This is a genomic window from Haloarchaeobius litoreus, from assembly GCF_024495425.1.
In the GTDB taxonomy this organism is placed as follows: domain Archaea; phylum Halobacteriota; class Halobacteria; order Halobacteriales; family Natrialbaceae; genus Haloarchaeobius; species Haloarchaeobius litoreus.
The window spans coordinates 560,159-573,208 of sequence record NZ_JANHJR010000003.1; the positions used below are offsets into that span (position 1 = coordinate 560,159).

The 13,050-nt window shown below is 69.5% G+C and carries 13 protein-coding genes; 4 read left to right on the forward strand and 9 right to left on the reverse strand.

What is annotated here, in order from left to right; translation table 11 throughout:
* Positions 1–50 precede the first annotated feature (50 nt).
* Positions 51–677 (forward strand): phosphoribosyltransferase, encoded by a 627-nt coding sequence (locus NOW55_RS15290; protein WP_256400977.1) that lies wholly within the window; start codon positions 51–53, stop codon positions 675–677.
* A 6-nt stretch (positions 678–683) separates the two neighbouring features.
* On the opposite strand, the gene NOW55_RS15295 is transcribed toward NOW55_RS15290, so the two are convergent.
* On the reverse strand, positions 684–1,001 hold the full coding sequence (locus NOW55_RS15295; RefSeq protein ID WP_256400978.1) for a DUF5783 family protein: 318 nt from the start codon (positions 999–1,001) through the stop codon (positions 684–686).
* Between the two features lie 227 nt (positions 1,002–1,228).
* Here NOW55_RS15295 and NOW55_RS15300 point away from each other — a divergent pair, with 227 nt between their 5' ends.
* Positions 1,229–2,983: a vWA domain-containing protein gene (locus NOW55_RS15300; protein WP_256400979.1), complete on the forward strand. Its 1,755-nt coding sequence runs from the start codon at positions 1,229–1,231 to the stop codon at positions 2,981–2,983.
* 200 nt (positions 2,984–3,183) lie between these two features.
* Here NOW55_RS15300 and NOW55_RS15305 read toward each other — a convergent pair whose 3' ends face one another.
* Together NOW55_RS15305 and NOW55_RS15310 are read right to left on the reverse strand one after the other, a co-directional pair.
* Positions 3,184–3,915 (reverse strand): TVP38/TMEM64 family protein, encoded by a 732-nt coding sequence (locus NOW55_RS15305; protein ID WP_256400980.1) that lies wholly within the window; start codon positions 3,913–3,915, stop codon positions 3,184–3,186.
* Between the two features lie 27 nt (positions 3,916–3,942).
* Complete coding sequence (locus NOW55_RS15310) at positions 3,943–4,557, reverse strand: DUF2238 domain-containing protein (protein ID WP_256400981.1); 615 nt, start codon at positions 4,555–4,557, stop codon at positions 3,943–3,945.
* Positions 4,558–4,648: 91 nt separating this feature from the next.
* Here NOW55_RS15310 and NOW55_RS15315 point away from each other — a divergent pair, with 91 nt between their 5' ends.
* Entirely contained in the window at positions 4,649–5,245 is a 597-nt protein-coding gene (locus tag NOW55_RS15315) for a metal-dependent hydrolase (protein WP_256400982.1), read from the forward strand.
* A gap of 23 nt (positions 5,246–5,268) precedes the next feature.
* Here NOW55_RS15315 and recJ read toward each other — a convergent pair whose 3' ends face one another.
* The 6 genes from recJ to hemL form a co-directional block, all read right to left on the reverse strand.
* A complete protein-coding gene (gene recJ / locus NOW55_RS15320; RefSeq protein WP_256400983.1) occupies positions 5,269–6,684 on the reverse strand; it encodes a RecJ family nuclease in 1,416 nt (471 codons plus the stop codon).
* A 227-nt stretch (positions 6,685–6,911) separates the two neighbouring features.
* Complete coding sequence (locus tag NOW55_RS15325) at positions 6,912–7,661, reverse strand: uroporphyrinogen-III synthase (RefSeq protein ID WP_256400984.1); 750 nt, start codon at positions 7,659–7,661, stop codon at positions 6,912–6,914.
* Positions 7,658–8,410: a uroporphyrinogen-III C-methyltransferase gene (gene cobA, locus NOW55_RS15330; RefSeq protein ID WP_256400985.1), complete on the reverse strand. Its 753-nt coding sequence runs from the start codon at positions 8,408–8,410 to the stop codon at positions 7,658–7,660. Before cobA ends, NOW55_RS15325 begins: the two co-directional genes overlap by 4 nt.
* Positions 8,407–9,495, reverse strand: coding sequence for a hydroxymethylbilane synthase (hemC, locus tag NOW55_RS15335; RefSeq protein ID WP_256400986.1), 1,089 nt, complete (start codon positions 9,493–9,495; stop codon positions 8,407–8,409). The genes cobA and hemC overlap by 4 nt, the downstream gene beginning before the upstream one ends.
* A 180-nt stretch (positions 9,496–9,675) precedes the next feature.
* On the reverse strand, positions 9,676–10,314 hold the full coding sequence (locus NOW55_RS15340) for a class I SAM-dependent methyltransferase (RefSeq protein WP_256400987.1): 639 nt from the start codon (positions 10,312–10,314) through the stop codon (positions 9,676–9,678).
* Between the two features lie 64 nt (positions 10,315–10,378).
* On the reverse strand, positions 10,379–11,719 hold the full coding sequence (hemL, locus tag NOW55_RS15345) for a glutamate-1-semialdehyde 2,1-aminomutase (RefSeq protein ID WP_256400988.1): 1,341 nt from the start codon (positions 11,717–11,719) through the stop codon (positions 10,379–10,381).
* A gap of 151 nt (positions 11,720–11,870) precedes the next feature.
* Here hemL and NOW55_RS20650 point away from each other — a divergent pair, with 151 nt between their 5' ends.
* Positions 11,871–12,764 (forward strand): DMT family transporter, encoded by an 894-nt coding sequence (locus NOW55_RS20650; RefSeq protein WP_368407772.1) that lies wholly within the window; start codon positions 11,871–11,873, stop codon positions 12,762–12,764.
* Positions 12,765–13,050: the final 286 nt, after the last annotated feature.

Below are 13,050 nucleotides of genomic sequence, written 5' to 3' on the forward strand. Positions count from 1 at the left end.
CACTGACACGTCGATAAATACGGAAGGAACAGCACCGCGTAGTGTCGGCCATGTTCGCGGACCGAACGGACGCCGGTCGACGGCTCGCGGACCTGCTCGTCGACCGCGGCGTCACGGCAGACATCGTCCTCGCTGTCCCACGCGGCGGCCTGCCCGTCGCGCGACCCGTCGCCGACAGACTCGACGCCCCGCTGGACGTCATCGCGGCGAAGAAGCTCGGGTCCCCCTGGAACCCGGAGCTCGCGGTCGGCGCGGTCGCGAGCGACGGCGCGGTGTGGGTGAACGCCGACCTCGTCGAAGACCTCGGTATCAGCGAGGCGTACCTCGACGAGGAGACCGGCCGCCAGCACGCCGTCGCCGCGGAGAAGACCGAGACGTACCGCGAGGGCAAGCCGCCGCTCGACCTCGACGGGCTGACGGCCGTCGTCGTCGACGACGGCGTCGCGACGGGCGCGACGACCATCGCCTGCATCCGTGGGGCCCGCGAGGCCGGGGCCGAACGGGTCGTCCTCGCGGTGCCGGTCGGCCCCCCGGACACGGTCGAACGGCTCCGGGCGGAGGCCGACGAGGTGGTCTGCCTGCTGATACCGCCCCAGTTCCACGCCGTCGGTCAGTTCTACGAGTCGTTCACGCAGGTCTCCGACGAGGAGGCGATGTCGTACCTCGACGGGAACTGACCCGGACTACAGCCCGAAGACGCGCCGGAGCTCGCTCCGGATCTCCTCCCGGTAGCGCTCCATCACCGCCTCGAACTTCTCCTCGTCGACGACGACGGCCGTGAGCCGGTCGTGTGGGTCGTCGGGCAGCTCGACGGTGAAGCCCTCGTCCTCGTCGTAGAACGGCTCGGACTCGTTGAGCACCTGCTGGTCGATGCCGTGGATGAGCGTCGAGTCGAACTCCTCGTTCATCGTCTCGAACGCGTTCTTGTAGGCGCGCTGGAGCTGCTGGAAGTAGTCGACGTACTTCTCCGCCTCGAAGCGGTCCGGGTCGAACTCGGTCATATCGGGGAGAACGGTCAGGACGGTCAAAAGCGGGGCGTTTCACCGGCGGCGCGCAGCGCGTCCTCTCGCAGGGCCGGGAGGTATTTCGTATCGCGTTATCCGATTTATGGCCTGGGCAGGCCCCCGAATCGCCAGCACACGGAACGGCCGCCTCGGACAGCGAGCTGGCTGAAACCGAGGTTTCAGCTTGGAACCACGTTATGGGGGTCGCCGGCGAACGAACGCACATGTCCCCGCGACACAGACGCTCGTTCCTCGCGCTGGCGACGGCGGCTGCCGCCTCGCTGGCCGGCTGTAGCACCGGCTCGACCCCCGTCGACGGCCCCGGCACCGACCAGCCGACGACTGCACCGCCCGGCGAACTCGTCGACGACTGGCAGTACGACCCGGGCGACCTCGAGCAGAACGACGACGGCGGCTCCGGCGGTTCGAGCGGCGGCGCGAACGTCAGCTACGAGTCCACGTCGGCCGACAGCGGCTCCGTCGGCCTCGCAGCCGGCGGCGCGAAGGACGTGAACAACTTCCGGCAGAACGTCGAGGAGGGCTTCCTCCCGCTCCCCACCGACATGCCCTACGAGGGGCTGTTCTACGACTACTACTTCGACACCGGCAACGGGGGCGACTGCTCGTCGCTGTTCTGCCCGCGCTACGCCCCGGCCGTCTCGGCGGACCCCCTCTCCGGGGAGACCGAACGATACCTCTCGATGGGGCTGAACTCCGGGCTCGACGCCGACGACTTCGAACGCAAACGGCTGAACTTCGTCGTCGTGCTCGACGTCTCCGGGTCGATGTCCTCCCCCTTCGACGAGTACCACTACGACGGGGACGGAGGCGACGGCGACGACCGGCCCAAGATCGAGGTCGCACGCGACGCGCTCACGTCGCTGACCGAGCAGCTCCGTCCCGGCGACCGCTTCGGCGTCGTGCTGTACAACGACCAGGCGACGGTCGCGAAGCCACTGAACGCCGTCGAGACGACCGACATGGAGGCCATCCGCGGCCACATCGAGGCGGACATCGAGGCCGGCGGCGGCACGAACCTCTCGGCCGGCCTCGACGAGGCCAGCGCCCTGTTCGACGACGTCGCCGACGCCGACCCGGACGAGTACGAGAACCGCTTCGCCGTGCTCACGGACGCGATGCCGAACCTCGGCGACACCAGTCAGGGCGGCCTGCAGGGACGGCTCGCGGCCGAGTCCGAGCGCGGCGTCCACGCGACGTTCGTCGGCGTGGGCGTCGACTTCAACACCGAGATAATCGACGCCATCACGGCCGTCCGCGGTGCGAACCACTACTCGGTCCACTCCCCCGACGAGTTCGAGGAGCGTCTCACCGACGGCTTCCAGTACATGGTCACGCCGCTCGTGTTCGACCTCTCGCTCGAACTCGACGCCGAGGGCTACGAGATAGAGACGGTGTACGGCTCCTCTGCCGCCGAGGAGTCCACCGGCGAGGTCATGCGCGTCAACACGCTGTTCGCCTCGGACCGCGAGGGCGGGGAGACGAAGGGTGGTGTCGTCCTCGCGAAGCTCCGCCAGACCGGTGGGAGTGGCTCCCTCCAGCTGCGGGCCAGCTGGGAGAACCGGGAAGGCGAGACCAGCGAGACGACCGCGACCGTCGACGTCCCCGACGACGGCCCGGAACAGTTCGCCAACACGGGCGTCCGCAAGGCCGTCCTGCTGACGCGCTACGCCGACCTCTGCCGGAACTGGGCGGTCGCCATGCGCGAGGACGACGGCGAACCGCCCGCAGACGGGATTGCACCTGCCGACTACGGCGACCTCGGGCGTTGGGAGCGCCAGTCGACCGACCTGGCCGTCTCCCCCGAGTACGCCGACCGTTTCGAGTCGTTCGCCGGATACTTCGAGGCCGAGATGGCCGAAATCGGCGACGATACTCTCGAACGCGAGCTCGCCGTCCTCGAGCGGCTGGCCGACGCGTCGGTGACGACTCGACGCCTCGGCCGGTCGCCGCGGGCCTGACCGACGAAGGAAGCCACGTTTGAGCACTCAGTCGACTGTTTTCGGTCGTTCCAGCCGCTCCCCCAGTGAGAGGAGGGTCGGCCACGACACCCATCCTATAAATCACATACCACGATATAGAATGGTCCGCGGTCGGCGAGCCACAGGCTGGGAGAACGGGTCCGTTCATGCACGAAAGCGACCGAACGCGCGGAACCGGGTCAGGAACCGGGCTGGTGGCGACCGTCGTCGTCGTCGGCCAGCTGCCGGCGGAGCCACTCCAGCAGGCGTTTCCGCCGCCAGAACAGGAGCCCGCCGACTGCCGCGGCGGCCAGCAGCAGCGACACCGACCCGTACAGCTGTCCCTCGGCGACCCCGGCACCGGAGAGGACCAGCACGAGGTAGCCCGGAATCCGCCCGAGCGTCGCGACGGCCAGTATCTTCCGGATGTCGAGGTCGGAGCAGCCGGCGACGAGACAGACCACGTCGTCCGGGAAGCCGGGCAGGAGGAACACCACGAACACGCCCGCCAGCCCGTACTCGCCGAGGTAGGCGTCGAAGCGGTCGAGCGCCTCGGACGCGACGAACCGCTCGACGACCGGCCGACCGTACCGGCGTGCGATGACGAGCGCGACGAGCGTTCCGGCGATCGCACCGGTCATGCTGTAGACGAACCCCCAGACCGGGCCGAACAGGTAGCCGGCGGCGAAGGAGAGCACGTGGCTCGGAATGGGTGCGACCACGACCTGTGCCGCCTGCATGAGGACGAACGCCAGCGGCGCGAACGGCCCGAACGCGGTGACGGCCTCGCGGATGGCGTCGGGCTCCTCGAAGAGCCAGAGGAACCTGCTGGTGAGCAGCCCACCGGCCACGAGCAGGAGGGCGAAGATGGCCATCCCGACGGCGACCTGCCGGCGGTCGGCGTCCTCGGCGAGGAAACGCGTGTGTGTCACGGTCGGTGTCTCACACCCGAAGGGTTTCTAGTTTGCCTCCAGCTGCCGGTCGAGCCACGCCGCGAGCTGCTCGCCCCAGCGACGCAGCCGGGTCGTCGCGAACACCGTCACCGTCACGGCACCGAGGAGGTTGAACAGCAGGTCGAGCATGCTGTCGTCGAGGCCGTAGAGGACGAGGACGGGTTCCTGGCCGAGGAAGATGGCGACCTCGCGGGCGAGGAACTCCGCGACCTCCCAGAGCACACCCATCGCGACCACGAAGGTGAGCACGAACAGCCCGGTGAACGGCGGCGGGAGGTGGATGTCCTCGCGGTGGACGTCGACGGCCCAGACGACGGTGTACGCGATGACCGCGACGATGGTCGCGGAGAACGTGTGGGTCAGATGGTCCCACCACCAGATGCGGTCGTACAGTCCGACCATCCCGATGGAGTGCAGGAACACCGCGACGGAGACGACGAGCGTGAACCGCGGGTCGAGCAGGAGGTCACGGTCACGTGCGAGCACTGCGGGGACGAGCGTCACACCGAAGCCCGCGAGGGCGTTCACCACTACGCTGACGTTGCGCGCGAGAACGCCGAACGCGAGGACAGCGATGAGACCGACCTGGAGGGTGCGATTCAGCAGCCGAAGGCGGTCCATACCGCTCGGTAACGGTGGCAGCGTGAAAAACCCATCCACTGTCCTCGTAGAGGGGACAGATTACTAAGGCCCCACCTCGTACGGTGGCGTGATGATGGCCATGACACACGCGCTGGCGGGGCTCGTCCTCGCCGCGCTCGCAGTCGCTGTCGGTGGCGACCCGGTGACAGTCGCGCTCGTGGGGCTCGCCGGAAGCCTGTTCCCCGACCTCGACATCTACGCCGGCCACCGGAAGACGCTGCACTACCCGGTGTACGGGTGGATTCCGGCAGGGATAGCCGTCGCACTCGCCGTCGTCGTCCAGACGAACGCGACCGTCGCCCTGGCGACGTTCCTCGTGGCCGCCGCGCTCCACCCGGTGATGGACATCTACGGCGGCGGCCTCGAGCTCCGTCCGTGGGAGGGTCGCTCCGAGCGGGCCGTCTACAGTCACTATCACGGCCGCTGGCTCGCGCCGAAGCGCCTCGTTCCCTACGACGGTTCGCCCCACGACCTCGCCACGGCCACCGTGTTGGCACTCCCCGCGGCGACGCTCCCCGACCCCGTTCCGGCGTTCGCCTTCGGACTGCTGGCCGTCGGCGCGGTGTACGTCGCACTCCGGAAGCGCCTCGCGACGGTGTGGGGCACGCTCGCCCGGGTACTCCCCGAGCCGGTCGCACGGCACGTGCCGGCACGCTTCTTCGAGTAACGGACGGCGTCGACTCCTGCGGTTCAGCCGAGCTGTTCCCCGACGATTCGGTCGGCCTCCGCGACGAACGCCTCGACCTCACCGCGGGGAATCGTCGCACCGGCCGCGACGACGTGTCCACCACCGTCGCCGCCGACCGACTGCGAGGCCTCGCGCATCACGACCGAGAGGTCGAGCCCCTTCCGAACCAGCGCGCCGCTGCCACGTGCGGACACCTTGACCTCGGTGTCGCTCTCGTTCGCGAACGCCAGGATGGGCTTGCGAGGGTCGATGCCGCCCGCACCGAGTGCCATCCCGGCGACGATGCCGACGATGGTCTCCCGGATGCGGTCGTCGGCGTGGAACCACTGGACGTGCTCCTCGGTCGTCGTCCCCTCGTTCTTCACGAACTCCAGCCCCTCCGAGAGGTTCCGCCGGTGGTTCCGCAGCAACGTCCGGGCCGCCGTCAGCGCCTCGTCGCGGTCGCCCAGACAGACCGCGAGTCCGACGTCGCCGCGCTCGTACCGCGCAGTGGCGTTCAGCAGCGTCGAGAACTCGCTGGCGTCCCGGAGTTCGGTGCCCTCGGGCTCGGCCGTGAGCGTGTACGTCGTGCCGACGAGGTCGTCGATGCGGTCGGCCGGCACGCCCGAGGCGACCGCGCGCTTGACCAGCGCGCTCGCGACCGTCTGGCGCTCGTCGGCGGTGAGGTCCACCCAGCGCCGCCACTCGCCGTCCGCTCGGCAATCGACGTCGAGCCCGTCGAGGAACGCGACAGCGCCGTTGTGGTCGTTCGTCACGCCCGGGATCTGCACGTCGCTCGCGTACTCCAGGAGCTTCGGGAGCGGCCGGGTCTGCTTGCCGTACACCGCGAGGTCGGTGCCACCCTCGACGACGCCGGCCGCGACGCCGTCGTCGACGATGGCCGCGTTCGCGCCGTGGAGCTCGCCGTCCTGGTCCTGCATGTCCCCGACCGCGCCGACGATGGCCAGCCGTGCGAGGTCCCGGTTGTCGCCGTCACCTTCGAGTGCCCGGGCCAGCACGTACGCCGCCCCTGCGCCCGAGAGCTCGGAGCCGCCGTCGATACCCTCCAGCAGGGGGTTCAGGTGGAACTCGGTGTCGGCGTCGCCGGGCTGGTGGTGGTCCGCGATGACCGGCGTGAACGCCCCGCGCTCCTCGTGCGGGACGATGTCGTCGATCTGGCCGCTGCCGAAGTCGGTGAACAGCACGGTGTCGTACTCCGTCTCGGCGATGGCGGCGATGCGCTCGGCGTCGAGTTGCTTCTCGAAGACGACCTCGTGCGGGATGGCGGCACGTTCGAGCGCGCTCGACGCGACGGCCGCGCTGGTGAGCCCGTCGGCGTCGATGTGCGACGCGAGCAACACCTCGTCGGCCGCGCGCAGGCGCTCGGCGCACGCGGCGGCGCGGTCGGCGAGTTCCGGGACGGGGGCACTGGCGGACATTCGTCGGAGCATGGGTCGTCGTCCGGTTTAAACCGTCGGGTCGGCCGGGGGCGGCCACGGGACGACCGCGCACGCCGAACCGACGGACTCGACGAAGCCCACCGTTCACGGCCCGACCCGCATTTCGTATCGTGGAATATAGTTTATTCCCGCGAGATGGTACTCGACGCCGACGGCGAGGCAACGGCTCAGAGGACGCCCAAATCGTCCGAAAACAGCGAATCCGCTCAGTCGTGGTACGTCGGCGCGGCCCGTTCGACGACCGCACAGGCCAGCTCGTCGAAGTCCGCGTTTTCGGGAACCACGTCGACAGCGACACCCTCGTCCTCGGCGGTCTGGCGGGTCGGCTCGCCGATAACGCCGACGACCGCGTCGTTCAGCCCCGAGACCGCTTCAGTCCGGACGCCTCGCTCCTGGGCCGCATCGAGGAAGTTCTCGACGGTCAGCGAGGAGGTGAAACAGACCGCATCGAGCCCGCCGGCGGCGGCCAGTTCGGCCGACTCGCCCGCGCCCTGGGGACGGACGAGCTCGTACAGCACGGTCTCGTGGACGTACGCCCCGGCCGCCTCCAGTCCGTCCAGCAGCACCTGGCTGCCGTGGTCGCTCCGGGCGACCTCGACGCATGCCCCGTCGACGCTGTCGGCGAGCGTCTCGACCAGCCCGGTCGAGGTGTACTCCTCGGGGACGACGTCGACCTCGTACCCCTGCTCGCGCAGTGCCTCGGCGGTCGCCGAGCCGATGGCACAGACCGTCGTCTCGCCGGGTTCCCAGCCGGACTCACGAGCGATCTCCGCACCGGTCTTGCTCGTCAGGATGGTGTATTCTGCGTCCGTTCGGGGCGACGCACCCGTCTCCCGCACTTCGAGCATCGGGTCCGGGACGGGGGTCGCACCGAGCGACTCGATCAGTTCGACCGCGTCGCGCAGGCGCTCGTCGTCCGGGCGGAACACCGCGACGGTGGTGTCTCTCGTGGTCATGTTCGGGTCCTGAGGAACTCGACGACGCGCTCTCTGGTTCCGGCCACGTCACCGATGACGGTGATTGCGGGCGGTTCGATACCGTCCTCGTCGCGCACGTCGACGATGGTGTCGAGCGTGCCGGTCGCGACCTGCATGTCCGGCCAGGTAGCGCGTTCGACCAGCGCGACGGGCGTCCCGGGGTCCATGCCGGCCTCGCAGAGCGCGGCGGTGTAGTCGGGCAGTTTCCCGACGCCCATCAGGACGACGAGCGTGCCACCGGTGGCCGCGAGCGCCTCCCAGTCGACCGCCGACTCGTCCTTCGTCGGGTCCTCGTGGCCCGTGACGAAGGAGACCGAGGAGGCGTGGTCGCGGTGCGTGACGGGGATGCCGGCGACACCGGGGCCCGCGATGGCCGACGTGACTCCGGGGACGTACTCGAACGGGATGTCGTGGGCAGCGAGGTGTTCGGCCTCCTCGCCGCCGCGGCCGAAGACGAACGGGTCGCCGCCCTTGAGCCGGACGACGGTCTTGCCCGCCTCTGCGAGCTCGACCAGCCGTCTGTTGGTGTACTCCTGCGGGGTCCACTCGCCGCCGGCGCGCTTGCCGACGTCCTCGCGGCGCTCCTCGTCGATGGTGCCCAGGATCTCCGGGCCAGGGAGCTTGTCGTGGAGCACCACGTCGGCCTCGTCGAGCAACCGGCGGGCCTTCACCGTCATGAGGTCGGGGTCGCCGGGGCCACTCCCGACGAGGTAGACGAAGCCCGTCATCGCTCGCGAGCGGCCGCGACGTACTCGTCCGCGCCGGCATCCTGCAGGTTCTGGGCGAACTCCTTCGCCGCCGCGACGTGGGTCTCGACCGGGATGTCCCGGCGCTGCTGGACGAGGTCGTCGCCGTCGGGGTGCAGCACCTGCGCGCTCGTGTGGACGTACTCGCCCTGGAGCACGGCGTGGACACCGATAGGGGCGATACAGCCGCCGTTCAGGCCCGCGAGGACGGTCCGCTCGACGGTGGTCTCGACCCGCGTTCGCGGGAAGTCGAGCACCTCGTGGAGCTCCTCGGCGGTCTCGTCGTCGCGTGCCGTGATGGCGAGTGCGCCCTGTCCGGCCGCGGGGACGAACGACTCGTTCGAGAGTCGCTGGTACTCGACGTGGTGGGCCAGCCCGGAGCGCTGGAGCCCGGCCTCGGCGAGCACGATCGCGTCGTACTCCGTCTCGACCTCGCGGCCGAGCGCGCGGCGTTCGATCTCGCTCCGGTCGTCGAACCACTCCTCGACGGTCCGGTCGAACTCGGGTTCGAAATCGTCGTTACCGGCGTTGCCCTTCTCCTCCTTCTCGGCCTCCGTCCGGCGCTCGTGTTCGGCCTGGAGGGCAGGAGCCAGCACCTTCTCGACCCGCGTGTCGACGTTCCCGCGGATGGGCTCGACGGTCAGGTCGTCGCGGTCGTGCAGGAGCTGGGCCTGTCGCCGCATCGAAGCAGTCCCGACGACAGCACCGGATTCCAGCTCGTCGAGCGTGCTGCCGTCGGGCGTCACGAGCACGTCGCCCGCCGGGGCGCGCTCGGGAATGCCCGCGACGACGAGCTCGTCGGGCATCTCGGTCGGCATGTCCTTCATCGAGTGGACGGCCGCGTCGACCTCGCCCTCGATGACCTTCTCGTCGAGCGATCGCACGAACGCGCCGGTCTTCCCGAGGTCCGCGATGAGCTCGTCTCGGATCTTGTCGCCCTCGGTCTCGACCTCCACGAGCTCCACCTCGTAGCGTCGCTCCGCCAGCGCGTCGCGTACCGTCGTCGCCTGCCGGATGGCGAGGTCGGAGCCCCGTGTCGCCAGCCGGATTGTCCCACGTGTTCTCATGCGGGGGAGTCGGTGGCCGACGGTGAAAAGCCCACCAGTTTGCGGTCGACGGGTCGGTGCTGTCGGTGACGGCGCGCTCGGCCGTCGAATCGACCGTTTCCGGACGACAGCGGCGTCTCCACGTGCATCGAGGCAGTCGTGGGGGGAACCCGCGGTTAAACTGCATGTTGCGATACGAAATCAGTCGCGGTGGGCCACGACCGCGTAGAACGGGTCACCGCCCAGACCGGGCAGGACGGAGTTCCGGGGGTCGCGGACCGTCTCGACCCGTTCGAAGCCGGCTGTTTCGCAGTATCTTCGCACGAGGGCGGCGCGGTCGTCCATCGACCGCTCGCGCCACGCCCGGACGGCCTTCGTGTGGAACGTCCGGTTCGAGAAGGAGACGACGAGGACGCCATCCGGAGCGAGGACGCGGTGGAACTCGCGGAAGACTGCGGTCGGATACTGGAGGTACTGCACGGAGACGGCACACAGCACCGCGTCGAAGCTCGCGTCGTCGAACGGCAACCGCTGGTCGACGTTCAGGTTCTGGACGACGTACTCGTCGAGTCGGGGGTTCGCCGCGAGCTCGGCCTCGTTCAGCCCGTGACCGACGACGCGGGCGAACTCGCGGTCGTCGGGGAGGTGCGACACCCAGCTCGACATCGCGTCGAGCACGCGGTCGCCGTCGGCGAGGTGGTCGCAGTACAGCTCGGTGAGGCGCTCGCGGAACCCCTCGTCGACGTGCTGGACGAAGCGCGGCTGGTCGTAGAACGCGTCGTCGGGGCTCGAATCGAGCTTCTGTCGGTCCGTCTCGGAGAGGACCGGGTCGTCGGGCATCGACGATGCTAGGTGCCGGAGCGAGAAAGAGGCCGCGTCGAAGACGGGAGAGAGGGAGAACCGCCTACAGCGCCTGCTTGTACGCCTCGAGCGTCTCCTCGACGTCCTCCTCGGTGTGTCCGTAGGAGACGAACTGTGACTCGAACTGGTTCTGGCTGAGGAAGACCCCCTGCTCCTTCATCTGCGGCCAGAAGACGCGCCGCCAGCGGTCGGTCTCGCCCGCGGCCACGTCGCCGCCGTTCTTCGGGCAGTAGTCGTAGCGCGGACAGGACGTGCGCTGGCGACAGCCCGCCTCGCACTGGCCGTCGAGGTCGTCCGGTCCGTCGCGGGTGAAGATGACCTTGAACATGGAGTCGAGCCCGGCGACGGTGTACTCGGGGGCCTGGTCCGCGCAGATCTCGGTGAGGCCGCGGCGCAGTTGCTCGCCCAGCGAGTTGACGTGGTCGTACACGTCGTTCTCGGCGGCGAACGTGAGGGTCTCCAGCCCGGCGGCCATCGTGACCGGGTGGCCGGAGAACGTGCCGGCCTGGAACACGTCGCCGGAGGGCGTGAAGTTGCGCATGATCTTCGCCTTGCCGCCGATGGCCCCGACGGGGAAGCCGCCGCCGATGATCTTCCCGAACGTGGTGAGGTCGGGGTCGATGCCGAACTCGCCCTGTGCGCACTGGAGGCCGCCGACGCGGAAGCCGGTGATGACCTCGTCGAACACGAGCAGCGAGCCGTGGTCGTCACAGAGGTCCGACAGGGTCTCGTGGTACTCGTCGGCGGGCGTGACGATGCCGTAGTTCGCGAGCACCGGTTCGACGAGCACGCAGGCGATGTCGTCGCCGTGCTCCTCGAAGACGTTCTGGGCGGCCTCGTGGTCGTTGAACGGCACCGCGATGGTGTGCTCGGCGAAGTCGTCGGGGATGCCCGGGCTGGACGGGTGGACGTGCGTGCCTTCGCCCTCGACGAGCGTGGTGTCGTTCGCGCCGTGGTAGCTGCCCTGCATGACGACCACCTTGTCGCGGCCGGTGTAGGCGCGGGCGAGCCGGACCGCGGAGACGGTCGCCTCGGTGCCGGAGTTGACGAACCGTATCATCTCGACGCTCGGGACGTGCCGCGTGACGAACTCGGCGTGCTCGACCTCGATGGGCGTCGGCGCGCCGAACATCGGGCCGTTGCTCGCGTGCTTCTGGACCGCCGACGCGACCGGCTGCGGGAGGTCGTGGCCGAGCAGGAGCGGGCCGAGCCCCATCACCCAGTCGATGTACCGGTTGCCGTCGGCGTCGACGACGTGGCCGCCGTCGCCGCGCTCGACGAAGAAGGGGTACGGCTCGATGGCCGCCCGCACCGACGAGTTCACCCCGCCGGGCATAACGGAGAGCGCCCGGTCGTACAGGTTCCGCGAGTTCTCCTCGTGCATGGTCGGGCGTTCGGAGGGGGGCGTAAAAGGATTGTCTCACCGCGCGTCGGTCCCGGTCGTCGGTACCCGTACGCGGTGGACGAACGAGTGAAACCATGTTGAGCGTTGGCACCACGCAACTGCTATTGTTGGGCCTCTCCTCGGCCGAACTGTGAACCGTCACGAGAACCTGGTCGGGTTCGTCGCGCTCGCCGCCCTCTGGGGTGCGTCCTACCCGGCGATCCGCGCCGCGAAGGCCGGCGTCGACCCGCTGCTCATGGCCGCGCTCCGGTTCGACGCCATCGGCGTCGTCGTGCTCGGGTACGCGCTCGCCAGAGGCCAGTCCATCGTGCCCGGCAGGGCCGACCTCCGGGCCGTGCTCGTCGGCGGCGTCGGCATCGTCGCCGTCCACAACGGCCTGCTGTTCGTCGGGCAGGCGCGGGTCTCGGGCGCGATCGGGTCGGTCGTGCTCGCGACCGTCCCCATCTGGAGCGTCGGGTTCGCCGCCGCGTTCCTCGACACCGCCCGCCCCACACCGTCCCGTGTCGCCGGCGTCTGTCTCGGCCTCGTCGGCACCGCCATCCTCGCCGTCCCCGGCCCGATGGCGGTCGACGCCCCCGACCCGGTCGGCGTTGGCCTGCTGTTCGCGAGTGCGGCGGTGTTCGCGCTCGCCGGCGTGGGACTCCGTCGGGAGACACCCGAACTCGACGTGGCCGCCCGCCAGGGCTGGATGATGCTCGTCGGCGGGCCGCTGCTCCACGCGGCGAGCCTGCTCGCCGGAGAGCCACAGACCGTCGCCCTCTCGCCCCGGGTCGCCATCGCCTTCGGCTACCTCGTCTTCGCCGCCGGTGCCGTCGGCTACCTGCTGTACTTCGGCCTGCTCGACCGGCTCGGCCCGGTCGAGATCAACCTCGTCAGCTACGTCGCCCCCGTGTTCGCGACGCTCGTCGGCTGGTACTGGCTGGGCGAGGTCGTCTCCACGGGGACCGTCGTCGGCTTCCTCGTCATCTGCGTCGGCTTCGTGCTCGTGAAGCGGGAGGCGCTGCGGGCGGCCGTCGCCGGGTAAGTGGTTTCGCGAGAGTACTGTCCGAATCGGGCAGCGGTTTCGCCACCCGGCCGAGGTTTACGAATATTGTAAACTTCCGCTCTCGGTGTGCGGCCGGCTCGCGTGACGAACGAAGCGAGGGTGTGGTGAGCATAGCGGTCGGAACGCAGCGAGAGGACTGCAGGGAGTCTCGCCGGCCCCGGGAGCCGAGACGGCAGGGATTTCGAGGTGTTGACACCCATCGTTCAGACGGACGAGGCACGGTCTGAACATCTGCTGCCTTCCGGAAGAGACCCGGAAACGGGGA